Consider the following 22,723-nt stretch of genomic DNA (forward strand, 5'->3'; position numbering starts at 1 on the left):
TCGGACGTACAAAAAAAGTTCCTGACGCTGGCGTCAACTCGAACCTGCCTCGGAAGTCATGATTGATTCATCAGTCAATATTAAAGTCGCAGCTCACAACTATAATACGCCGGTGCAGCGGACAATTGCGGAAGCGCCGGACGCCTCGCGGTCCGATGTCGCCTTTCCCTGCCTCGTCGTCAATATCTGATGGTGGACGACCGCCCGTGCCGGACCGGCTTAGGTAGCCAGCCGGGCTTCGCGCCACGCAATTTGCCTAGTCGTGGAAGACGGATTGCCGAAGTGTCGAAGGCAACCCGAACTCCGATGTTCAGGTTATGCCAATTGGTGCCCGGAAATCCCCGAAATCGAAAATGTTACGTGCAGGTTTCACTGGACGGATCAAGGCCGTCGTCGCTGAAGCTGGGCGGCTGGGGCGACATCGCGCGATCCGCCCTCGGCGATGCGCACGTACGCCGATTGCATCGTCTCTGGATGCCGCGCGATCGAGCCCTGCGCGATCGGACTACTGGGGGACAACGCGGTGACGGTGCTCTCCTCGTGAAACTTGTTGACCCACATGCACGCTTGCGCGCCGATCCAGCCATCGCCGAATACTCTGGCATTCATCCGGTCCAGTTGTATTGCGATGACCGCAGACAGCAGAAGCGCGCCGGCCGGCATCGAGGCACGACGGGAACGGAAGCCGCCACCTAGAGGATCCAACGAGCATCTATGCTTTTCCCTTCCCACGGCCGCGCGTGAGGCATCCTCGCTGTGCAGCACCGCCAGGTCAGGGATCAACGCGCCGACTATTTCTCCGTCGATGTGGCTGGACTGCACCTGCTCCGTCTCTCTTTGCTGCCACCAGCGCCAGGTTGGTTGTGGAAGCTGAGTCACCGTCGGGCGAAACCGTCAGCGTTGACGAAGCGTTAGAGGTAGTGTGCTGCCGTGGTCGCGTCTTCGATTCCCACCGCGCTGCGCGAGCGCGCCAGTGTGCACCCCAATGGTGCGGCCATCACCTACATCGATTACGAGCAGGACTGGGCCGGTGTTGCCGAAACCCTGACCTGGTCTCAGTTGTATCGGCGAATGCTCAATGTCGCCGAGCCGCTCCGGCATGTGGGGGCGACCGGTGATCGGGCAGTGATACTGGCACCGCAGGGAATCGAATACGTCGTTGGATTTCTCGGCGCGTTGCAGGCCGGACGTATCGCGGTTCCGCTGCCGGTTCCACATGCCGGCGCCCACGATGAGCGTACGATTTCGGTGCTAAGCGACACTTCGCCCGCTGTCATTCTGACGACGTCGGGGGCCGTTGACGATGTCAGAGAATGCGCTCAGCCACAGCCAGGCCAGTCCGCACCATCAATCGTTGAGCTTGATTTGCTGGACTTAGATTCTCGGCAGCGCTCCCGCAGCCCTGGCGCGCGCCCAACCGGCAGGGATACGCCGGAAACCGCGTATTTGCAATATACTTCGGGATCCACCCGTACGCCGGCCGGTGTCATGGTCTCGAACAAAAATGTCTTCGCCAATTTCGAGCAGATCGTGGCCGACTTCTTTGCGCCCGAGGGGGGCGTCGTCCCGCCGGACCTCACTGTGGTGTCTTGGCTGCCGCTGTACCACGACATGGGTCTTCTATTAGGCGCGATCATGCCGATCCTGGCGGGTGTACCCACCGTGTTGACGAGTCCGGTGGGGTTCCTTCAGCGGCCGGCTCGATGGATACAACTGCTGGCACGTAACGGTCGCACGATTTCGGCAGGACCGAATTTCGCTTTCGAATTGGCGGTGCGTAAGACGTCAGACGACGACATGGACGGACTTGACCTCGCCGGCGTGCACACCATCCTCAACGGCAGCGAGCGAGTACACCCGGCGACCCTCAAACGATTTGCTGAACGGTTCGGCCGCTTTAATTTTGCCGCCGCGGCGCTGCGGCCCGCGTATGGCATGGCGGAAGCAACGGTGTACATAGCGACCCGTAATGTGAACGAACCACCAGAAATCGTCGACTTCGAATCCGAGAAACTGCCTGCGGGCCAAGCGATCCGGTGCCCGAGCGGAAGCGGCACACCGCTGGTCAGCTACGGCGTCCCACGGTCACAGCTAGTGCGCATCGTTGATCCAGACACGTGTATCGAGTGTCCGCAGGGATCGGTCGGTGAGATCTGGGTGCAAGGTGGCAACGTTGCGTCCGGCTATTGGCACAAACCCGAGGAGAGCAAGCGCACGTTTGGCGCCAGGATTGTCACCCCTTCGGCGGGCACACCCGAAGCGCCTTGGCTGCGAACCGGGGATTCGGGTTTCGTCTCCGGCGGCGAGCTGTTCATCATCGGCCGCATCAAGGACCTCTTGATTGTGTATGGGCGCAACCACGCTCCCGACGACATCGAGGCGACCATCCAGGAGATAACCTCCGGCCGCTGTGCGGCGATCGCGGTCCCCGACCACGGCACCGAAAAGCTGGTCGCGATTATCGAACTCAAGAAACGGGGAGACTCCGACGAGGATGTGGCGGACCGGCTGCGCATCGTCAAGCGTGACGTCGCCGCGGCGATATTTGATTCGCACGGTCTGAGCGTGGCCGATCTCGTTCTGGTGTCGCCCGGGTCGATTCCCATCACCACCAGCGGCAAGATCAGGCGGGCACAGTGCGTCCAGCTTTACCGACGGCGTGAGTTCACCCGGTTAGACGCTTGACTGCATCGTTGGAGCTTGTTTTCCATTGTGCTACAACCGGTTTGCTGTCTCTGTGGCCCAGTGTTAGTGGGCCGCTCGGCATTGACTGAGCACGACACGATTCCTAGTGTGCTGGTATGTCGGACGGCGCGGTGGTACGGGCATTGGTATTGGAGGCGCCGCGCAGGCTGGTCGTGCGCCAGTACCGGCTGCCGCGCATCGGCGATGATGACGCACTAGTGCGAGTAGAGGCCTGCGGGCTGTGCGGCACCGATCACGAGCAATACACGGGCGAGCTGGCCGGTGGGTTTGCCTTCGTACCTGGCCTCGAGACGGTCGGGACGATTGCGGCCATCGGTCCGCGGGCGGAGCAGCGGTGGGGCGTGTCGGCCGGCGACCGAGTAGCCGTCGAGGTATTCCAGTCGTGTCGGCAGTGCGCTAACTGTCGTGGCGGCGAGTACCGGCGTTGTGTACGGCATGGCCTCGCTGACATGTACGGGTTCATCCCGGTTGACCGAGAGCCTGGCCTGTGGGGCGGTTACGCCGAATATCAGTACCTGGCGCCGGATTCGATGGTGTTGCGGGTGGCCGGTGACCTCAGCCCGGAAGTGGCCACCTTGTTCAACCCGCTGGGGGCGGGAATACGTTGGGGAGTAACGATTCCCGAAACCAAACCGGGCGACGTCGTGGCGGTGCTGGGTCCAGGAATCCGGGGGCTGTGCGCCGCCGCGGCGGCAAAAGGGGCCGGTGCCGGGTTCGTGATGGTGACCGGGTTGGGACCCCGTGACGCCGACCGGTTGGCGCTGGCGGCACAGTTCGGAGCCGACCTCGCCGTCGATGTTGCGATCGATGACCCGGTCGCCGCCCTGACCGAACAGACCGGTGGGCTGGCAGACGTCGTTGTCGACGTGACCGCCAAGGCGCCAGCGGCATTCGCACAGGCGATAGCGCTAGCCCGGCCCGCCGGGACCGTTGTTGTCGCCGGCACCCGGGGCGTGGGCAGCGGGGCACCGGGATTTTCGCCCGACGTCGTTGTGTTCAAGGAGCTGCGTGTGCTTGGCGCCCTCGGCGTAGACGCCACCGCCTACCGGGCCGCGCTTGATCTGTTGGTGTCCGGTCGATACCCCTTCGCAAGCCTGCCTCGCCGCTGCGTGCGGCTCGAAGGCGCCGAGGATCTGCTGGCTACCATGGCCGGTGAACGCGACGGTGTCCCGCCTATCCACGGAGTGCTCACACCATGACAACATCCCGCGTGCCCCTGTTGCCGGTCGACGAGGCCAAAGCTGCTGCCGACGAAGCGGGCGTGCCCGACTACATGGCTGAGCTCAGCATCTTCCAAGTGTTGCTGAATCATCCGCGACTAGCGCGGACCTTCAACGACCTGCTCGCCACCATGCTGTGGCACGGGACCCTGGACTCACGGTTGCGTGAGTTGGTGATCATGCGGATTGGTTGGCTCACCGACTGTGACTACGAATGGACCCAACACTGGCGGGTTGCTTCAGGGCTTGGCGTGTCGGCCGACGATCTGCTCGGTGTACGGGATTGGCAAGGGTACAACGGGTTCGGGCCCGCTGAGCAGGCCGTCCTGGCGGCCACCGATGACGTGGTGCGCGAGGGCGCGGTGAGTGCGCAGAGCTGGTCGGCTTGCGAGCGGGAATTACATTGCGACAAAGTGGTTCTCATCGAACTCGTTACGGTGATAAGCGCATGGCGAATGGTCGCTTCGATCCTGCACAGCCTCGAGGTCCCACTGGAAGACGGCGTTTCCAGCTGGCCGCCCGACGGCCTTTCGCCAAGGTGACTGCGCCGAGCGTGTAACCATGGCGAGATTCCGCCGGCGATTTTTCCGCCCTGAGTGCACGTTCGGCGCAGAAGCACTAGACGATCCGGTAGGTCTGCACAGCGTGAGCGACGATGTTCCCGTCGGGATCGGTTGCGGTGATCTCGGTAAAGGTGAGTTCCTTGCGGCGTCGGGCAGTGCGCGCATGACAGAGCAAGTCACACCGCTTGGCGGCGCCGGTGTACTGGATGCTCATCGCGACCGTGGCGGCGCGGGTGCCCCTGTCGAAGTCGTGGTTCGACCAAGCGGCGGCGGCACCGGCGGTGTCCATCACCGACGCGATCACCCCACCGTGAAAGTAGGTGCCGTCATTGGTGAGGTCGGTGCGAAACGGGAGTCGGATCACGACGTCGTCGGGTTCGTAGCGTTCGAACACGATGCCGAGCCCGCCGATGAACGGCGTCCTCGGCATCAGCTCACGCACCGCCTGGCGACGTTTGTGCTGCTCTTGGGCGGTCAACGGGTCGGACATGGCAGGTAATCTACCCTATTAGATTGACATATCAATCAATAACTCTTAGCGTCGTCGCAATGCGGACCAGAGTCGCCGAGCTGCTCGGTGCTGAGTTTCCAATATGCGCGTTCAGCCACTGCCGGGATGTGGTGGCGGCGGTGTCCAATGCGGGCGGGTTCGGGATCCTCGGTGCCGTCGCACATAGCCCCAAACGGCTGGAGAGCGAGCTGACCTGGATCGAGGAGCACACGGGTGGCAAGCCGTACGGAGTCGACGTGCTGCTGCCGCCCAAATACATCGGCGCCGAGCAAGGCGGTATCGATGCCCAGCAGGCCCGGGAGCTCATACCCGAAGGGCATCGCACCTTCGTCGACGACTTGCTGGTTCGCTATGGCATCCCCGCGGTCACCGACCGGCAGCGTTCGTCCTCGGCCGGTGGGCTGCACATCTCGCCCAAGGGTTATCAGCCGTTGCTGGATGTGGCCTTCGCCCATGACATCCGGTTGATCGCCAGCGCGCTCGGGCCGCCGCCACCGGATCTCGTGGAGCGCGCCCACAACCATGACGTGCTGGTTGCCGCCCTAGCCGGCACGGCGCAGCACGCGCGGCGACACGCGGCTGCGGGTGTTGACCTGATCGTCGCGCAGGGCACCGAGGCCGGAGGCCACACCGGCGAGGTGGCGACCATGGTTCTGGTTCCCGAAGTCGTCGATGCGGTGTCGCCAACGCCGGTGCTGGCCGCGGGCGGGATCGCCCGTGGCCGCCAGATCGCTGCGGCGTTGGCCCTGGGGGCGGAAGGCGTCTGGTGCGGGTCGGTCTGGTTGACCACCGAAGAAGCCGAAACGCCCCCGGTGGTCAAGGACAAGTTTCTGGCCGCAACATCCTCGGACACGGTGCGGTCCCGGTCGCTAACCGGCAAGCCGGCGCGCATGCTGCGCACGGCCTGGACCGACGAATGGGATCGGCCTGACAGCCCCGACCCGCTTGGCATGCCGCTGCAGAGCGCGCTGGTCAGCGACCCGCAGTTGCGCATCAACCAGGCCGCCGGCCAGCCCGGGGCCAAGGCTCGTGAGCTGGCGACCTACTTCGTCGGACAGGTCGTCGGCTCACTCGACCGGGTGCGGTCGGCCCGCTCGGTGGTGCTTGACATGGTCGAGGAGTTCATCGACACCGTCGGGCAACTGCAGGGGTTGGTGCAAAGGTGAGCCGCGCTAGCGCGCGGCGGCGCCGAGCGGTCAGCGATGAGGACAAGTCGCAACGGCGCGACGAGATCTTGGCCGCGGCCAAAATAGTGTTTGCTCACAAGGGTTTTCATGCCACCACCGTCGCAGACATCGCCAAGCAGGCCGGCCTGGCGTACGGGCTGATCTACTGGTACTTCGACTCCAAGGACGACTTGTTCCACGCCTTGATGGCCGGTGAAGAGGAGGCGCTGCGCGCGCATGTCGCGGCCGAACTGGCCCGCGTTGGCGGGTCTACCGAGGCGCCGCTTCGGGCCCTGTTACAGGCCGCGGTACAGGCCACGTTCGAGTTCTTCGAAACCGACAAGGCTACCGTCAAACTACTGTTCCGTGACGCTTACGCGCTTGGGGGCCGATTCGAAGAGCATCTCGGCGGAATCTACGAGCGGTTCATCGACGACATCGAAGCCGTCGTTGTTGCCGCTCAACGGCGCGGTGAGGTTGTCGAGGCCCCGTCCCGGATGGCCGCGTACACGTTGGCGGCGCTGGTGGGGCAGTTGGCACACCGACGGCTGAATACCGACGATAACGTCACCGCCGCCCAGGTAGCCGACTTCGTGGTGTCGCTGGTGCTAGACGGGCTGCGTCCGCGTGCACTGGCGGTCGGGGCCCGCGGTGGTCGGGCCGCCCGAACCTGAGCAAAGGCTGCCAAATACATGGTGAACGCGTAAGGATTCGCGACACCCGCCCGGATCACGTTGACCGAGACGGGTAGGTCGTGCATGATCGGTCCGGTAAGCACCTCGTTAGGTGAGGCGGCTACACGAACATAGGCCACTGACCCCGAACGTCGAGAGACGCCCCGGGTCAGGACAGCTCTTCCCGGCTTAAGGGTTGAGCCCAGGTGGCTTCCGGCTTACCGGACACGTCGTGTGGTGCCGAAGCTCTGACGAGAGGGGTGCGGATTTCCGGCAGTTGCCGGCATCTCTGTACTCCTGTGACGCGCTTTATCGTGCGGACAACCGTACGTGTCGTGGCCGTGAGGAGGTGAGGGACGCATGAGTTCCGGTGACAGTCCGGACCGATATCCGGGCTCTGTTTCGTCCCGATCCGGTTTCCGGCGCGACGTTTTGCGCTGAGTCGTCAAACCAAGATCAGCCTTCTTGGATCGGAACCGCTACGGGACGGGGCCAACTCGGTTCAGTCCATATGTGCTCGTTTTGATTTCCGTCCTCGCTTGCAACTCCGTCTAGGAGGCGATCATGACCGCTGCTCTGCACAATGACGTAGTAACCGTAGCTTCGGCCCCCAAGCTGCGGGTGGTGCGGGATGTGCCCCCGGCCCCCGCGTCCAAGAAGGTTGCTCGCCGGCTCGACGCGCAGCCTTTCGGCACCGGAGGGGACCCGCTGGTCGACGGGGCAGCTCGTTTGCTGAGCATTCCGCTGCGCCACCTCTACGCCGCGTTGTGGCGCGTCGGGCTGCTCGAGGTCCAGGCCTAGTCCGATGGGCAGGCAGCCGACCTTGCGCCGCGATGTGGATTTGCGGCGCTGGGCGACAATCCCCGTAGAATCAGGGGAACGGCATCGATCCGGCGATCACCGGGGAGCCTTCGGAAGAACGGCCGGTTAGGCCCAGTAGAACCGAACGGGTTGGCCCGTCACAGCCTCAAGTCGAGCGGCCGCGCATCGGCGTGGCAAGCGGGGTGGTACCGCGGCGTTCGCGCACCGGCGTGGCGTCGTCCCCGAGCCTGGATTGCAGGCACGCAGTGCCGAACGGTGCTGGGGCCTGGGGAGACGACGCGCAAAGTGACCGATAACGCATATCCAAAGCTGGCCGGCGGGGCACCCGACCTCCCGGCACTCGAACTCGAGGTCCTCGACTACTGGTCCCGTGACGACACCTTCCGGGCCAGCATTGCTCGCCGCGATGGCGCCCCCGAGTATGTGTTCTATGACGGGCCGCCGTTTGCCAACGGTCTGCCGCATTATGGGCACCTGCTCACCGGCTACGTCAAAGACATCGTGCCGCGATATCGCACTATGCGCGGTTACAAGGTGGAGCGTCGCTTCGGCTGGGACACTCACGGGCTGCCCGCCGAACTCGAAGTCGAGCGCCAGCTTGGCATCACTGACAAATCCCAGATCGAGGCCATGGGTATCGCCGCCTTCAACGATGCCTGCCGCGCATCCGTGTTGCGCTACACCGACGAGTGGCAAGCGTATGTAACTCGGCAAGCTCGCTGGGTCGACTTCGACAACGATTACAAGACGCTCGATCTGGCTTACATGGAGTCGGTGATTTGGGCCTTCAAACAGTTGTGGGACAAGGGCCTGGCCTACGAGGGCTACCGGGTGCTGCCGTACTGCTGGCGCGACGAAACTCCGCTGTCGAATCACGAACTGCGGATGGACGACGACGTCTACCAAAGCCGCCAAGATCCCGCGGTAACGGTGGGCTTCAAGGTGGTGGGTGGCCAACCAGACAACGGGCTAGACGGTGCCTACTTGCTGGTGTGGACGACGACTCCGTGGACCCTGCCGTCGAACCTCGCAGTTGCGGTAAGCCCGGACATCACCTACGTACAGGTCCAGGCGGGCGATCGCCGTTTCGTACTGGCCGAGGCACGGCTGGCCGCTTACGCCCGCGAACTCGGTGAAGAGCCCGTGGTGCTCGGCACCTATCGCGGCGCCGAACTGCTGGGCACCCGCTACCTGCCGCCGTTTGCCTATTTCATGGACTGGCCCAACGCTTTTCAGGTGCTAGCAGGCGACTTTGTAACGACCGACGATGGCACCGGCATCGTGCATATGGCACCGGCCTATGGTGAGGACGACATGGTGGTCGCGGAGGCGGTCGGTATCGCGCCGGTGACTCCGGTCGACTCCAAGGGACGCTTCGACGTCACCGTTGCCGATTACCAAGGGCAGCATGTCTTTGACGCCAACGCGCAGATCGTCCGGGACCTGAAGACCCAAAGCGGCCCGGCTGCGGTGAATGGCCCAGTGTTGATTCGTCACGAAACCTACGAGCACCCTTACCCACACTGCTGGCGATGCCGTAACCCGCTGATCTACCGGTCGGTGTCGTCGTGGTTCGTCAGGGTGACGGACTTCCGAGACCGCATGGTGGAGCTAAACCAGCAGATCACGTGGTATCCCGAACACGTCAAGGACGGCCAGTTCGGCAAGTGGCTGCAGGGCGCCCGCGATTGGTCGATCTCCCGGAATCGCTACTGGGGTACCCCGATTCCGGTATGGAAGTCCGACGACCCGGCCTACCCGCGCATCGATGTCTACGGCAGCCTCGACGAGCTGGAGCGCGACTTCGGCGTACGCCCGGCCAATTTGCACCGGCCCTACATCGACGAGCTCACCCGTCCCAACCCAGACGATCCGACTGGCCGTAGCACGATGCGACGCATTCCCGATGTGCTCGACGTGTGGTTCGACTCGGGATCCATGCCGTATGCCCAGGTGCACTACCCGTTCGAGAACCTGGATTGGTTCCAGGGACACTACCCCGGCGACTTCATCGTCGAGTACATCGGGCAGACCCGTGGCTGGTTTTACACACTGCATGTGTTGGCGACCGCGCTCTTTGACCGGCCGGCATTCAAAACCTGTGTGGCGCATGGGATTGTCCTTGGTTTCGATGGCCAGAAGATGAGCAAGTCGCTGCGCAACTATCCAGACGTAACAGAGGTGTTCGATCGCGACGGCTCCGACGCCATGCGGTGGTTCCTGATGGCATCGCCGATTCTGCGCGGCGGCAACCTGATCGTCACTGAGCAAGGAATTCGCGACGGTGTGCGACAAGTCCTGCTGCCCCTGTGGAACACCTACAGCTTCCTGGCGCTGTATGCACCGAAAGTCGGTACCTGGCGCGTCGATTCGGTGCACGTGCTGGATCGCTATATCCTGGCCAAGCTGGCGGTGCTGCGCGACGACCTCAGCGAGTCGATGGAAGTTTACGATATTCCCGGTGCCTGTGAACATTTGCGTCAGTTCACTGAGGCGTTGACTAATTGGTATGTGCGACGGTCGCGTTCGCGGTTCTGGGCAGAAGACGCCGATGCCATCGACACGCTACACACCGTGTTGGAGGTGACCACGAGGCTGGCCGCCCCGCTGCTTCCGCTGATCACCGAGATAATCTGGCGTGGTCTGACACGCGAGCGATCGGTGCACCTGACGGACTGGCCAGCGCCCGACCTGCTGCCGTCGGATGCCGACCTGGTCGCCGCGATGGACCAGGTCCGCGACGTGTGCTCGGCGGCATCCTCGCTGCGCAAGGCCAAGAAGCTACGGGTGCGCCTGCCGCTACCGAAACTCATTGTGGCAGTTGAGAATCCGCAACTTCTGAGGCCGTTCGTCGACCTTATTGGCGACGAGCTTAACGTGAAGCAGGTCGAACTGACCGATGCCATCGACACCTATGGCCGATTCGAGCTCACGGTCAACGCCCGGGTAGCCGGACCACGGCTGGGCAAAGATGTGCAGGCCGCCATCAAGGCGGTCAAGGCCGGCGACGGCGTCATAAACCCGGACGGCACCTTGTTGGCGGGCCCCGCGGTGCTGACGCCCGACGAGTACAACTCCCGGCTGGTGGCCGCCGACCCGGAGTCCACCGCGGCGTTGCCCGACGGCGCCGGGCTGGTCGTTCTGGATGGCACCGTCGCTGCCGAACTCGAAGCCGAGGGCTGGGCCAAAGATCGCATCCGCGAACTGCAAGAGCTGCGTAAGTCGACCGGGCTGGACGTTTCCGACCGCATCCGGGTGGTGATGTCGGTGCCTGCGGAACGCGAAGACTGGGCGCGCACCCATCGCGACCTCATTGCCGGAGAAATCTTGGCTACCGACTTCGAATTCGCCGACCTCGCCGATGGTGTGGCCATCGGCGACGGCGTGCGGGTAAGCATCGAAAAGACCTGAGGTCGACTGGGCGACGAGCGTAACGTCACGGCTGAAAATCCGTGCCCGACTTCGCCGTGGCGTTACGCTCGCGGCGCGGGGACCCGATCTCTAGGGCGTTGTCGCCCAGATCCACGTCGGCCAAGGCCGATGGCAGCGGCTGAGGTTGATCGCCATAGCGAAAACTAGCTCGGTAGCCCCAAATAGCATCACGGGTGTGGAGTCCCGCTGGGTGCTGCACCTGGACATGGATGCGTTTTTCGCCTCGGTCGAACAGCTCACCCGGCCGACCCTGCGGGGGCGGCCGGTGCTGGTTGGCGGGCTGGGTGGGCGAGGTGTGGTGGCCGGCGCGAGCTATGAAGCGCGGGCCTACGGTGCCCGATCGGCCATGCCGATGCATCAGGCCCGCAGGCTGATCGGGGTGACGGCCGTGGTGTTGCCGCCACGCGGGGTGGTGTACGGGATCGCCAGCCGCCGGGTATTCGACACCGTGCGCGGCCTGGTGCCCGTCGTCGAACAGCTTTCTTTCGATGAAGCGTTCGCCGAACCGCCCCAACTCGCCGGGGCAGTGGCCGAGGACGTCGAGACGTTCTGCGAACGGTTGCGGCGACGGGTGCGCGACGAGACCGGCCTGATTGCCTCGGTCGGAGCGGGCTCGGGCAAGCAGATCGCCAAGATTGCTTCTGGTCTGGCCAAACCCGACGGCATTCGGGTAGTCCGGCACGCTGAAGAGCAAGCGCTTCTCAGCGGATTGCCGGTACGACGGCTGTGGGGCATCGGCCCGGTCGCCGAGGAAAAGCTGCATCGGCTCGGCATCGAGACGATCGGGCAGCTGGCCGCGCTGAGCGATGCCGAGGCGGCCAACATCCTAGGCGCGACGATTGGGCCCGCGCTGCACCGGCTGGCCCGTGGCATCGACGACCGCCCAGTGGTGGAGCGCGCCGAAGCCAAGCAAATCAGCGCCGAGTCCACGTTCGCCGTCGATCTGACCACCATGGAGCAATTGCACGAGGCGATCGACTCCATCGCTGAGCACGCGCACCAACGCCTGCTGCGCGACGGCCGCGGCGCCCGCACCATCACGGTGAAGCTAAAGAAATCCGACATGAGCACGCTAACCCGCTCGGCGACGATGCCCTACCCGACGACCGACGCCGGCGCGCTGTTTACGGTGGCCCGCCGGCTGCTGCCGGATCCACTGCAAATCGGGCCAATTCGTCTTCTGGGTGTTGGGTTTTCGGGTTTGAGCGACATTCGCCAGGAGTCGTTGTTTGCCGACTCGGACTTGACGCAGGAAACGGCGGCAGCGCATTACGTCGAAACACCGGGAGCGGTCGTGCCGGCCGCGCACGACGCCACGATGTGGCGGGTCGGCGATGACGTCGCCCACCCTGAGCTTGGGCACGGCTGGGTGCAGGGAGCGGGCCACGGCGTGGTCACCGTGCGGTTCGAAACGCGTGGTTCAGGCCCGGGCTCGGCGCGGACGTTCCCCGTCGACACCGGCGACATCAGCAACGCCAGCCCGCTTGACAGCTTGGACTGGCCGGACTACATCGGCCAGCTATCGGTCGAGGGGTCCGCCGGCGCCTCAGCCCCAACGGTCGATGACGTCGGCGACCGGTGAGTTGGCCGCCAGCGCGGCCATTAGCAGCACCCGGGCCTGGGACGGCGGCAGTCGCGGTACCATCACCGCGCCAGCCTCCACCAGGTCGTGCCCGGGACCATAGCCTGCGCCGACCCGCGCGCCGGCGACCCGGGTAGACACCGCGATCACCACCGGATCGCTCCCGTCTCGACAGTGGCGACGGACTCCCTCGATCACGGCGGCCCCGGCATTGCCCGAGCCCAGCGCCTCCAGCACCACGGCGCGCGCGCCGGCTGCCACACAGGCGTCCATCGCCACCGCGTCACTTCCCGGATAGACGGCGACGATGTCGACTCGTGGCGCCACGGCAGCGCCCAGATCGCCGAGATAGGGCCGCGTCTTGGTGCGCGTCAGCCGCACCCCGCCCGACGTGAAGCCAAGCGACTCGCCGGCGAATCCGCACAGGTCCGGGTTGGCCACCTTGTGCAGGCCCAAAGGCTGTAACACCCGGCCGCCGAAACTCACCAGCACCCCGAGGTCGCGGGCGGCTGGGTCGGCGGCGACCGCAAGCGCGTCGCGCAGATTGGCCGGGCCATCGGCGCCGGGGGCATCGGCGCTGAGCATGGCCCCGGTCAACACGACCGGGCGGCTACCCGCATAGGTGAGGTCCAGCCACAGAGCGGTCTCTTCGAGCGTATCGGTGCCGTGAGTGATGACCACCCCATCTGCGCCGCCGCGGAATGCCTCCTGCACTGCAGCGCCTATCCGGTCCCAATCGGCCGGCGTCAACTTTGAGCTGTCCAGCGCCATGAGGTCGACTACTTCGATGTCGGAGTCCATGTCGAGACCGGCGATCAGCGTCGCCCCGCAATGGGTTGGCCGTAGCACCCCATCGGGGCCGGCGGTGGTCGAGATTGTCCCTCCAGTAGTGATGACGGTGAGGCGGGCCATGATGGGATCATTGCGCACGTGGTTTGCTCCCATCCGGCCGCGGGGTCTGGGCGGGCCATATCGGCCCTAGGGGATGATGATGGTGTGCCTGACGAACCAACAGGATCGGCTGATCCGCTGACCTCGACCGAGGAAGCCGGGGGGGCGGGGGAACCTAACGCTCCCGCGCCGCCGCGACGGCTGCGCATGCTGCTGTCGGTCGCTGTGGTGGTGCTCACACTCGACATTGTCACCAAGGTGGTAGCTGTCCAACTGTTGCCGCCCGGCCAGCCGGTGTCGATTATCGGCGACACGGTGACCTGGACTCTGGTGCGTAATTCTGGGGCGGCCTTCTCGATGGCGACCGGATACACCTGGGTTTTGACGCTGATTGCGACGGGTGTCGTGGTCGGAATTTTCTGGATGGGGCGGCGGCTGGTATCGCCGTGGTGGGCGCTGGGTCTTGGGATGATCCTGGGCGGTGCCATGGGCAACCTGGTTGATCGCTTCTTTCGGGCACCGGGGCCGCTGCGCGGGCACGTCGTCGATTTCTTGTCGGTCGGCTGGTGGCCGGTGTTCAATGTCGCCGATCCGTCGGTAGTCGGTGGCGCCATCCTGCTGGTCATCCTGTCGATCTTTGGCTTTGACTTCGACACCGTAGGTCGGCGACACGCCGACGGGGACACCGTAGGTCGGCGCAAAGCCGATGGCTGACCGCTCAATGCCCGTTCCGGATGGATTGGCGGGAATGCGTGTTGACACCGGACTGGCCCGCTTGCTGGGACTGTCTCGGACCGCTGCGGCTGCCCTCGCCGAAGAGGGCGCGGTCGAGCTGAATGGCGTGCCGGCCGGAAAGTCCGATCGGCTCGTCTCCGGCGCCTTGCTGCAGGTGCGGTTGCCCGAGGCGCCCGCGCCGCTGCAGAACACCCCCATCGATATCGAGGGCATGACGATTCTGTATTCCGACGACGACATCGTTGCGGTCGACAAACCGGCTGCAGTTGCCGCGCATGCGTCGGTCGGCTGGACCGGACCGACGGTGCTCGGCGGACTCGCCGCCGCCGGGTACCGGATCACCACATCCGGGGTGCACGAGCGGCAGGGCATCGTGCATCGCCTCGACGTCGGGACCTCCGGGGTGATGGTAGTGGCGATCTCCGAGCGGGCGTACACCGTGCTGAAGCGGGCGTTCAAATACCGCACGGTGGACAAGCGGTACCACGCGCTGGTTCAAGGACATCCAGATCCGTCCAGCGGAACGATCGACGCGCCGATCGGTCGTCATCGCGGCCATGAATGGAAGTTCGCGATCACCAAGAATGGCCGGCACAGCCTTACGCACTACGACACGCTGGAAGCGTTCGTGGCAGCCAGCCTGCTCGACGTGCATCTGGAAACTGGCCGCACCCACCAGATCCGGGTGCACTTCGCCGCGTTGCATCACCCATGTTGCGGCGACCTCGTTTACGGAGCTGATCCCAAGCTAGCGAAGAGGCTCGGGTTGGACCGTCAATGGCTGCACGCGCGTTCACTGGCGTTCGCTCATCCGGCCGACGGCCGGCGGGTGGAGATCGTCAGCCCGTATCCGGCCGATCTGCAGCACGCGCTAAAGATATTGCGTGGCGAGGGTTGACCGGCATCACGAGGTGCGGCAGACGAACGTGGCGCCATGGAAATCGAGGCGCACCTCGCCCTGGTGTTCCCAGTATTCAATGCCTTGGCGACCATACCGGGCGCCACTGCCGGACAGTTCGACGAACACGATCACTTGGTCGCCTTTCCAGTTGAGCACGGCCGTCTTCGGGTCGAATTGGTTGTAGAACTGTGCGGTCAATGGGCCGTCCTGCGTGGGACACCGGTAGGTGAGGACGGGTGGAGTCGCGGTGGCGGGATCGGCGATTGCCAATTGGACCAGCCGGGTCTGGTAGGCCTCCTGCACACAGGTACGCGGGTCGGTGTCTTGCGCACAAGCATCACGCAGCATCGTCCAGCTGCTTTGTGCGGCTTCCAGCGCCGCCGAGCGTCGATGGGCCAGCGCCTGTTGATAGGCGGTCGAAAGCCGGTGGTCCAGACTGGTCAACTGCCGGTCGTGGCAAACCAGTTGCTGCACTATGGTTGCCGGTTTGGTGCAGTCGAGCGACTGCCCGGCGGTCGGCGAGGTTGTGTTAGCCGGAGGGTTTGCGGCGCAGGCGCTCAGAACCAGGGCGGTCACCAGGACGCCGATCCATCTCATGGAAACGGACTACCCGGCTACCGACGCGGTGTCCAGCGCGACACGCCACAGGGCTCAGACTGGTGCCGTGGTGCTCTCGCCCGATGTGACGTCGACCGCCAGCGGCGCGATGACGCCGAGGATTTCCGTGATCGTTTCGGAGGGCACGCCGGCTGCGGTCAGCGCGTCGGCCAAGTGTCCGGCGACCAGGCTGAAGTGGTGCATGGTAATTCCGCGCCCCTGATGGACTTGCTTCATCGGCGCACCGGTATAGGGCTCGGGCCCGCCAAGCGCGGCCGCGAAAAACTCCACCTGCTTGCCCTTGAGGCGGCTCATGTTCGTACCGCTGAAGAAGGCCGATAGTTGGTCATCGGCAAGCACACGAACATAGAAGTCCTCGACGACGACTTCGATGGCCTCATGCCCGCCGATCTTGTCGTAGATGCTGATCGGCTCACGTTTGCGCAAGCGTGACAGTAGTCCCATCGTGCCAGGGGACCATGCCGGCGTTGCCTGCCGGTTAGGTCGCGATCACGCTCGGATTATCAGCTGTAACAAGCTGATTGCCGCCAACGTCGCACAGATCCCGTCGCAAACAGATCCTTGGTCGCCGCACCGGCCGGTAGTGGACTCCATTCATCAGCTCATGTGCTAGTAGGTTGGCTTCATGACCCGTGTCCATCACCCCACGCCGCCATCAGGAGCTACCCACGATGAATCTTGGTGACTTAACGAACTTCGTCGAGAAGCCGCTCGCGGCGGTGTCCAACATCGTCAACACCCCGAACTCGGCCGGGCGATATCGGCCCTTCTACTTGCGCAACTTGCTCGATGCGGTGCAGGGCCGCAACCTCAATGATGCTGTCAAGGGCAAGGTTGTCCTCATCACTGGTGGGTCATCAGGCATCGGTGCGGCGGCCGCGAAGAAAATTGCCGAGGCCGGCGGCACGGTGGTGTTGGTCGCACGCACCCTGGAAAACCTCGAGAACGTCGCCAACGACATACGGGCGATCCGAGGCAACGGTGGGACCGCCCACGTCTACCCGTGCGATCTATCCGACATGGATGCGATTGCCGTGATGGCCGACCAGGTGCACGGCGACCTCGGCGGCGTCGACATCTTGATCAACAACGCGGGCCGGTCAATTCGGCGCTCGTTGGAGTTGTCCTATGACCGGATCCACGATTACCAGCGAACGATGCAGCTCAACTACCTCGGCGCGGTCCAGCTGATCCTGAAGTTCATCCCCGGAATGCGAGAACGCCACTTCGGGCATATCGTCAACGTTTCCTCAGTCGGCGTGCAGACCCGCGCGCCGCGCTTCGGCGCTTACATCGCCAGCAAGGCCGCGCTGGACAGCCTGTGTGATGCGTTGCAAGCCGAGACCGTGCACGACAACGTCCGATTCACCACCGTGCACATGGCATTGGTAAGGACTCCAATGATCAGCCCGACCACGATCTACGACAAGTTTCCCACGCTGACGCCGGATCAGGCGGCCGGTGTGATCACCGATGCCATCGTGCATCGGCCCCGGCGAGCCAGCTCACCGTTCGGACAGTTCGCCGCCGTTGCCGACGCCGTCAACCCCGCGGTGATGGACCGGGTACGTAACCGTGCCTTCAACATGTTCGGCGACTCGTCCGCAGCCAAGGGAAGTGAATCCCAAACCGACACATCAGAACTCGACAAGCGAAGCGAGACGTTTGTGCGGGCCACCCGAGGGATCCATTGGTGACACCATGAGCCTTCCGAAACCGAACAATCAGACCACCGTTGTGATCACCGGCGCCTCCTCCGGCATCGGTGTCGAATTGGCTCGTGGCTTGGCCGGCCGCGGCTTCCCACTGATGCTAGTGGCGCGGCGCCGCGAGCGCCTCGACGAACTGGCCGATCAGCTGCGCCAGGAACACTGCGTCGGGGTGGAGGTCTTGCCGCTCGACCTTGCCGATACGCAAGCGAGGGCACAGCTGGCTGATCGCTTGCGTAGTGATGCGATTGCCGGGCTGTGCAACAGCGCAGGTTTCGGCACCAGTGGGCGTTTTTGGGAGTTGCCGTTCGCACGCGAAAGCGAGGAAGTCGTCCTCAATGCTCTGGCGTTAATGGAACTCACCCATGCCGCACTGCCAGGCATGGTCAAGCGCGGCGCCGGTGCGGTGCTCAACATCGCCTCGATCGCGGGTTTCCAGCCGATTCCCTATATGGCCGTGTATTCGGCTACCAAAGCCTTTGTGCTGACGTTCTCTGAAGCCGTGCAGGAGGAGCTGCACGGAACGGGCGTGTCGGTGACTGCCCTGTGCCCAGGCCCGGTACCCACCGAGTGGGCCGAGATCGCCAGCGCCGAGCGGTTCAGCATTCCCCTCGCCCAAGTTTCGCCGCACGACGTCGCCGAAGCCGCCATCGCCGGGATGCTCTCCGGTAAGCGCACCGTCGTGCCGGGCATAGTGCCAAAGTTCGTCAGCACCAGCGGCAGATTCGCTCCGCGCAGCCTGCTGCTGCCCGCGATCCGGATCGGCAACCGGCTGCGCGGCGGGCCCAGCCGCTGATGTGAGGGGCGTTCCGGCCTGGTGCCGAACGGAGTGCTGGGCCTGGGCAATCCCAGCCGGCTAGCCGCGTTGTATGGGTTGCAGCTGGCGCACGAGTCGCAGTGCTGCCAGATGCACAATTTGCCCTCTGCAGCGCGACAAGTCACTGTTGCGTGTCGCGAGGAGGTGGGCATAACGACCATCCTTGCCGGCAGAGACGAATGCGGCGTGTGTGACAAGACAGCTGGGTTGGATGGCGCCGCTCCTTAGCGGGCCATAGCGCACGGCCCGCTTCGTCGCCGGCGCTAGTCTCATGCGATGGCCTCTGTTGAGCTGTCCGCTGACGTCCCCATCAGCCCGCAGGACACGTGGGACCACGTTTCGGAGCTGTCAGAGTTGGGGGAGTGGCTCGTCATCCATGAGGGGTGGCGCAGCGAGTTGCCTGATCAACTGGGCGAAGGCGTCCAGATCGTGGGTGTCGCGCGGGCCATGGGCATGCGCAACCGGGTTACGTGGCGGGTGACCAAGTGGGACCCGCCACATGAGGTCGCGATGACAGGATCCGGGAAGGGTGGAACAAAGTACGGAGTCACCCTCACCGTGCGACCCACAAAAGGCGGGTCGGCGCTGGGGCTGCGTCTCGAGCTGGGCGGGCGTGCGCTGTTCGGCCCGCTGGGTTCGGCGGCGGCTCGCGCCGTCAAGGGCGACGTCGAGAAGTCGCTTAAGCAGTTCGCCGAGCTATACGGCTAGCCGCTAGAAGACACACTTTGCGACACGCCCGAACGGTGTCGGTCCTCGGTCATAGACTGGCGTCCCTATGAGCGGTTCATCTGCGGGGTCCTCCTTCGTGCACCTGCACAACCACACCGAGTATTCGATGCTGGACGGTGCCGCGAAGATCACGCCCATGCTCGCCGAGGTGGAGCGGCTGGGGATGCCCGCGGTGGGGATGACCGACCACGGAAACATGTTCGGTGCCAGCGAGTTCTACAACTCCGCGACCAAGGCCGGGATCAAGCCGATCATCGGCGTGGAGGCATACATCGCGCCGGGCTCGCGGTTCGACACCCGGCGCATCCTGTGGGGTGACCCCAGCCAAAAGGCCGACGACGTCTCCGGCAGCGGCTCCTACACGCACCTGACGATGATGGCCGAGAACGCCACCGGTCTGCGCAACCTGTTCAAGCTGTCCTCGCATGCTTCCTTCGAGGGCCAGCTGAGCAAGTGGTCGCGCATGGACGCCGAGCTCATCGCCGAACACGCCGAGGGCATCATCATCACCACCGGATGCCCGTCGGGGGAGGTGCAGACCCGCCTGCGGCTCGGCCAGGATCGGGAGGCGCTCGAAGCCGCGGCGAAGTGGCGGGAGATCGTCGGACCGGACAACTACTTCCTTGAGCTGATGGACCACGGGCTGACCATCGAACGCCGGGTCCGTGACGGTCTGCTCGAGATCGGACGCGCGCTCAACATTCCGCCTCTTGCCACCAATGACTGCCACTACGTGACCCGCGACGCCGCCCACAACCATGAGGCTTTGTTGTGTGTGCAGACCGGCAAGACCCTCTCGGATCCGAATCGCTTCAAGTTCGACGGTGACGGCTACTACCTGAAGTCGGCCGCCGAGATGCGCCAGATCTGGGACGACGAAGTGCCGGGCGCGTGTGACTCCACCTTGTTGATCGCCGAACGGGTGCAGTCCTACGCCGACGTGTGGACACCGCGCGACCGGATGCCCGTGTTTCCGGTGCCCGATGGGCATGACCAGGCGTCCTGGCTGCGTCACGAGGTGGACGCCGGGCTTCGCCGGCGATTTCCGGCCGGTCCGCCGGACGGGTACCGCGAGCGCGCCGCCTACGAGATCGACGTCATCTGCTCCAAAGGTTTCCCATCGTACTTTCTGATCGTCGCCGACCTGATCAGCTACGCGCGGTCGGCGGGCATAAGGGTGGGTCCCGGCCGCGGCTCGGCCGCCGGCTCGCTGGTCGCCTACGCGCTGGGCATCACCGACATCGACCCGATTCCACACGGTCTGCTGTTCGAGCGGTTCCTCAACCCCGAGCGCACCTCGATGCCCGACATCGATATCGACTTCGACGACCGGCGCCGCGGTGAGATGGTGCGCTACGCAGCCGACAAGTGGGGCCACGACCGGGTCGCGCAGGTCATCACCTTCGGCACCATCAAAACCAAAGCGGCGCTGAAGGATTCGGCGCGAATCCACTACGGGCAGCCCGGGTTCGCCATCGCCGACCGGATCACCAAGGCGTTGCCGCCGGCGATCATGGCCAAAGACATCCCGCTGTCTGGGATCACCGATCCCAGCCACGAACGGTACAAGGAGGCCGCCGAGGTCCGCGGCCTGATCGAAACCGACCCGGACGTACGCACCATCTACCAGACCGCACGCGGGTTGGAAGGCCTGATCCGCAACGCGGGTGTGCACGCCTGCGCGGTGATCATGAGCAGCGAGCCGCTGACTGAGGCCATCCCGTTGTGGAAGCGGCCGCAGGACGGGGCCATCATCACCGGCTGGGATTACCCGGCGTGCGAGGCCATCGGTCTGCTGAAAATGGACTTCCTGGGCCTGCGGAACCTGACGATCATCGGCGACGCGATCGACAACGTCAGGGCCAACAGGGGTATCGACCTCGACCTGGAATCCGTGCCGCTGGACGACAAGGCCACCTATGAGCTGCTGGGCCGCGGCGACACCCTGGGCGTGTTCCAGCTCGACGGCGGGCCCATGCGCGACCTGCTGCGCCGCATGCAGCCGACCGGGTTCGAAGACGTCGTCGCCGTTATCGCGCTGTACCGGCCCGGCCCGATGGGCATGAACGCACACAACGACTATGCCGACCGCAAGAACAACCGGCAGGCCATCAAACCTATTCACCCGGAACTCGAAGAACCGCTGCGCGAGATCCTCGCCGAGACCTACGGCCTCATCGTCTATCAAGAGCAGATCATGCGCATCGCGCAGAAGGTGGCGAGCTACTCGTTGGCCCGCGCCGACATTCTACGCAAGGCCATGGGCAAGAAGAAACGCGAGGTGCTGGAGAAGGAGTTCGAGGGCTTCTCCGATGGCATGCAGGCCAACGGGTTCTCTCCGGCGGCCATCAAGGCGCTGTGGGACACCATCCTGCCGTTCGCTGACTACGCGTTCAACAAGTCACATGCCGCCGGCTACGGCATGGTGTCCTACTGGACGGCCTACCTCAAGGCCAACTATCCCGCCGAGTACATGGCCGGTCTGTTGACGTCGGTCGGCGACGATAAAGACAAGGCCGCGGTTTATCTGGCCGACTGCCGCAAGCTCGGCATCACCGTGCTCCCGCCCGACGTCAACGAATCTGGCTTGAACTTCGCATCGGTCGGCCAAGACATCCGCTACGGGCTGGGCGCGGTGCGCAACGTTGGCGCTAATGTCGTGGGCTCGTTGCTCCAAACCCGCAACGACAAGGGCAAGTTCACCGACTTTTCGGACTACCTGAACAAGATCGACATCTCGGCGTGCAACAAGAAGGTGACCGAATCGCTGATCAAGGCGGGTGCGTTCGACTCGCTGGGGCATGCCCGCAAGGGTCTTTTCCTGGTGCACAGCGATGCGGTGGACTCGGTGCTGGGCACCAAGAAGGCCGAGGCACTGGGGCAGTTCGATCTCTTCGGCAGCAATGATGATGGGACCGGCACCGCAGATCCCGTGTTCACCATCAAGGTGCCCGATGATGAGTGGGAGGACAAACACAAACTCGCCCTAGAGCGCGAGATGCTGGGACTGTACGTCTCGGGGCATCCCCTCAACGGTGTGGCACACTTGCTGGCTGCCCAGGTCGACACCGCGATCCCAGCGATCCTCGACGGCGATGTCCCCAACGATGCCCAAGTGCGGGTGGGCGGCATCCTGGCGTCGGTGAACCGGAGGGTCAACAAAAACGGAATGCCATGGGCTTCAGCGCAATTGGAGGATCTCACGGGCGGCATCGAGGTGATGTTCTTCCCGCACACCTACTCCAGCTATGGTGCCGACATCGTCGACGATGCCGTCGTGCTGGTCAACGCCAAGGTGGCGGTCCGTGACGACCGCATCGCATTGATCGCCAATGACCTCACAGTGCCCGACTTTTCCAACGCCGAGGTGGAGCGGCCGCTGGCGGTCAGCTTGCCCACCCGGCAGTGCACCTTTGACAAGGTGAGTGCGCTCAAACAGGTGTTGGCGCGCCACCCCGGCACCTCGCAGGTGCATCTGCGGCTCATCAGCGGAGACCGGATCACCACGCTGGCACTTGATCAGTCGTTGCGGGTGACGCCGTCGCCGGCGTTGATGGGTGACCTCAAGGAGCTGCTCGGCCCTGGATGTCTGGGGAGTTAGCGAGGCGACCGCCCCCAGCGGTTTCCGCACGATCGCCCGTGAGCGC

General features: G+C 64.4%; 20 protein-coding genes and 1 riboswitch. Of the genes, 15 read left to right on the plus strand and 5 right to left on the minus strand.

What is annotated here, in order from left to right; genetic code table 11:
• Positions 1–381: 381 nt before the first annotated feature.
• Positions 382–879, minus strand: coding sequence for a polyketide synthase (locus FF952_RS08130; protein ID WP_003898919.1), 498 nt, complete (start codon positions 877–879; stop codon positions 382–384).
• Positions 880–930: 51 nt separating this feature from the next.
• On the opposite strand from FF952_RS08130, the gene fadD24 reads away from it, so the two are divergent.
• The 3 genes from fadD24 to FF952_RS08145 all read left to right on the plus strand — a co-directional run bounded on the left by fadD24 (position 931) and on the right by FF952_RS08145 (position 4,468).
• Positions 931–2,685: a fatty-acid--AMP ligase FAAL24/FadD24 gene (gene fadD24, locus FF952_RS08135; protein WP_003898920.1), complete on the plus strand. Its 1,755-nt coding sequence runs from the start codon at positions 931–933 to the stop codon at positions 2,683–2,685.
• A 116-nt stretch (positions 2,686–2,801) separates the two neighbouring features.
• The gene (locus FF952_RS08140; RefSeq protein ID WP_003903492.1) at positions 2,802–3,905 is read left to right on the plus strand and encodes a zinc-dependent alcohol dehydrogenase; all 1,104 of its coding nucleotides are present in this window, start codon (positions 2,802–2,804) and stop codon (positions 3,903–3,905) included.
• Positions 3,902–4,468 (plus strand): carboxymuconolactone decarboxylase family protein, encoded by a 567-nt coding sequence (locus FF952_RS08145; protein WP_003407692.1) that lies wholly within the window; start codon positions 3,902–3,904, stop codon positions 4,466–4,468. Before FF952_RS08140 ends, FF952_RS08145 begins: the two co-directional genes overlap by 4 nt.
• Positions 4,469–4,544: 76 nt before the next feature.
• Here FF952_RS08145 and FF952_RS08150 read toward each other — a convergent pair whose 3' ends face one another.
• On the minus strand, positions 4,545–4,979 hold the full coding sequence (locus FF952_RS08150) for a PaaI family thioesterase (RefSeq protein ID WP_003407695.1): 435 nt from the start codon (positions 4,977–4,979) through the stop codon (positions 4,545–4,547).
• A 59-nt stretch (positions 4,980–5,038) separates the two neighbouring features.
• On the opposite strand from FF952_RS08150, the gene FF952_RS08155 reads away from it, so the two are divergent.
• The 5 genes from FF952_RS08155 (at position 5,039) to FF952_RS08175 (ending at position 12,676) form a co-directional block, all read left to right on the plus strand.
• Positions 5,039–6,166, plus strand: a complete 1,128-nt coding sequence (locus tag FF952_RS08155; RefSeq protein WP_003898921.1) for an NAD(P)H-dependent flavin oxidoreductase — start codon at positions 5,039–5,041, stop codon at positions 6,164–6,166.
• Positions 6,163–6,840 (plus strand): TetR/AcrR family transcriptional regulator, encoded by a 678-nt coding sequence (locus FF952_RS08160; protein WP_003407700.1) that lies wholly within the window; start codon positions 6,163–6,165, stop codon positions 6,838–6,840. Before FF952_RS08155 ends, FF952_RS08160 begins: the two co-directional genes overlap by 4 nt.
• 97 nt (positions 6,841–6,937) lie before the next feature.
• A riboswitch (M-box (ykoK) riboswitch) is annotated at positions 6,938–7,107 on the plus strand.
• A 297-nt stretch (positions 7,108–7,404) separates the two neighbouring features.
• The gene (locus FF952_RS08165) at positions 7,405–7,641 is read left to right on the plus strand and encodes an Rv1535 family protein (RefSeq protein WP_003407710.1); all 237 of its coding nucleotides are present in this window, start codon (positions 7,405–7,407) and stop codon (positions 7,639–7,641) included.
• 306 nt (positions 7,642–7,947) lie between these two features.
• Positions 7,948–11,073, plus strand: coding sequence for an isoleucine--tRNA ligase (gene ileS / locus FF952_RS08170; protein WP_003903493.1), 3,126 nt, complete (start codon positions 7,948–7,950; stop codon positions 11,071–11,073).
• A 196-nt stretch (positions 11,074–11,269) separates the two neighbouring features.
• Positions 11,270–12,676 (plus strand): DNA polymerase IV, encoded by a 1,407-nt coding sequence (locus FF952_RS08175; RefSeq protein ID WP_003407718.1) that lies wholly within the window; start codon positions 11,270–11,272, stop codon positions 12,674–12,676.
• Here the strand turns inward: FF952_RS08175 and FF952_RS08180 are convergent.
• Positions 12,641–13,621 (minus strand): asparaginase, encoded by a 981-nt coding sequence (locus FF952_RS08180; RefSeq protein WP_003407720.1) that lies wholly within the window; start codon positions 13,619–13,621, stop codon positions 12,641–12,643. The two genes, FF952_RS08175 and FF952_RS08180, sit on opposite strands and share 36 nt — an antisense overlap.
• A 51-nt stretch (positions 13,622–13,672) precedes the next feature.
• On the opposite strand from FF952_RS08180, the gene lspA reads away from it, so the two are divergent.
• Both lspA and FF952_RS08190 read left to right on the plus strand, forming a co-directional pair.
• A complete protein-coding gene (gene lspA / locus FF952_RS08185; protein WP_003407722.1) occupies positions 13,673–14,281 on the plus strand; it encodes a signal peptidase II in 609 nt (202 codons plus the stop codon).
• On the plus strand, positions 14,274–15,200 hold the full coding sequence (locus FF952_RS08190; protein WP_003407723.1) for an RluA family pseudouridine synthase: 927 nt from the start codon (positions 14,274–14,276) through the stop codon (positions 15,198–15,200). Before lspA ends, FF952_RS08190 begins: the two co-directional genes overlap by 8 nt.
• Before the next feature lie 6 nt (positions 15,201–15,206).
• Here FF952_RS08190 and FF952_RS08195 read toward each other — a convergent pair whose 3' ends face one another.
• Both FF952_RS08195 and glbN read right to left on the minus strand, forming a co-directional pair.
• Positions 15,207–15,800 carry a lysozyme inhibitor LprI family protein gene (locus FF952_RS08195; RefSeq protein WP_003407725.1) on the minus strand — a complete coding sequence of 198 codons (594 nt, stop codon included), beginning with the start codon at positions 15,798–15,800 and terminating at the stop codon, positions 15,207–15,209.
• Between the two features lie 54 nt (positions 15,801–15,854).
• Positions 15,855–16,265 carry a group 1 truncated hemoglobin GlbN gene (gene glbN / locus FF952_RS08200; protein ID WP_003407730.1) on the minus strand — a complete coding sequence of 137 codons (411 nt, stop codon included), beginning with the start codon at positions 16,263–16,265 and terminating at the stop codon, positions 15,855–15,857.
• A 227-nt stretch (positions 16,266–16,492) separates the two neighbouring features.
• Here glbN and FF952_RS08205 point away from each other — a divergent pair, with 227 nt between their 5' ends.
• The 5 genes from FF952_RS08205 to dnaE all read left to right on the plus strand — a co-directional run bounded on the left by FF952_RS08205 (position 16,493) and on the right by dnaE (position 22,677).
• Entirely contained in the window at positions 16,493–17,518 is a 1,026-nt protein-coding gene (locus tag FF952_RS08205) for an SDR family NAD(P)-dependent oxidoreductase (RefSeq protein WP_003903496.1), read from the plus strand.
• A gap of 4 nt (positions 17,519–17,522) precedes the next feature.
• Positions 17,523–18,326: an SDR family NAD(P)-dependent oxidoreductase gene (locus FF952_RS08210; RefSeq protein WP_003407737.1), complete on the plus strand. Its 804-nt coding sequence runs from the start codon at positions 17,523–17,525 to the stop codon at positions 18,324–18,326.
• A gap of 21 nt (positions 18,327–18,347) precedes the next feature.
• Positions 18,348–18,575, plus strand: a complete 228-nt coding sequence (locus FF952_RS08215; RefSeq protein ID WP_003901194.1) for a hypothetical protein — start codon at positions 18,348–18,350, stop codon at positions 18,573–18,575.
• 48 nt (positions 18,576–18,623) lie between these two features.
• Entirely contained in the window at positions 18,624–19,055 is a 432-nt protein-coding gene (locus FF952_RS08220) for a type II toxin-antitoxin system Rv0910 family toxin (protein ID WP_003407748.1), read from the plus strand.
• 67 nt (positions 19,056–19,122) lie between these two features.
• Entirely contained in the window at positions 19,123–22,677 is a 3,555-nt protein-coding gene (gene dnaE, locus FF952_RS08225) for a DNA polymerase III subunit alpha (RefSeq protein WP_003407751.1), read from the plus strand.
• The last annotated feature ends 46 nt before the right edge of the window (positions 22,678–22,723 follow it).

The organism is Mycobacterium tuberculosis complex sp. N0072 (assembly GCF_030323725.1).
Taxonomy (GTDB): Bacteria; Actinomycetota; Actinomycetes; order Mycobacteriales; family Mycobacteriaceae; genus Mycobacterium; species Mycobacterium tuberculosis.

What these genes read in the sequence shown, in the direction of transcription:
- FF952_RS08145 (WP_003407692.1), top strand. Translation starts at nt 3,902, where the DNA reads ATGACAACATCCCGCGTGCCCCTGTTGCCGGTCGACGAGGCCAAAGCT.
- FF952_RS08150 (WP_003407695.1), bottom strand. Translation starts at nt 4,979, where the DNA reads ATGTCCGACCCGTTGACCGCCCAAGAGCAGCACAAACGTCGCCAGGCG.
- FF952_RS08140 (WP_003903492.1), top strand. Translation starts at nt 2,802, where the DNA reads ATGTCGGACGGCGCGGTGGTACGGGCATTGGTATTGGAGGCGCCGCGC.
- FF952_RS08195 (WP_003407725.1), bottom strand. Translation starts at nt 15,800, where the DNA reads ATGAGATGGATCGGCGTCCTGGTGACCGCCCTGGTTCTGAGCGCCTGC.
- glbN (WP_003407730.1), bottom strand. Translation starts at nt 16,265, where the DNA reads ATGGGACTACTGTCACGCTTGCGCAAACGTGAGCCGATCAGCATCTAC.
- FF952_RS08205 (WP_003903496.1), top strand. Translation starts at nt 16,493, where the DNA reads ATGAATCTTGGTGACTTAACGAACTTCGTCGAGAAGCCGCTCGCGGCG.
- FF952_RS08180 (WP_003407720.1), bottom strand. Translation starts at nt 13,621, where the DNA reads ATGGGAGCAAACCACGTGCGCAATGATCCCATCATGGCCCGCCTCACC.
- FF952_RS08155 (WP_003898921.1), top strand. Translation starts at nt 5,039, where the DNA reads ATGCGGACCAGAGTCGCCGAGCTGCTCGGTGCTGAGTTTCCAATATGC.
- FF952_RS08220 (WP_003407748.1), top strand. Translation starts at nt 18,624, where the DNA reads ATGGCCTCTGTTGAGCTGTCCGCTGACGTCCCCATCAGCCCGCAGGAC.
- FF952_RS08190 (WP_003407723.1), top strand. Translation starts at nt 14,274, where the DNA reads ATGGCTGACCGCTCAATGCCCGTTCCGGATGGATTGGCGGGAATGCGT.
- dnaE (WP_003407751.1), top strand. Translation starts at nt 19,123, where the DNA reads ATGAGCGGTTCATCTGCGGGGTCCTCCTTCGTGCACCTGCACAACCAC.
- FF952_RS08165 (WP_003407710.1), top strand. Translation starts at nt 7,405, where the DNA reads ATGACCGCTGCTCTGCACAATGACGTAGTAACCGTAGCTTCGGCCCCC.
- FF952_RS08210 (WP_003407737.1), top strand. Translation starts at nt 17,523, where the DNA reads ATGAGCCTTCCGAAACCGAACAATCAGACCACCGTTGTGATCACCGGC.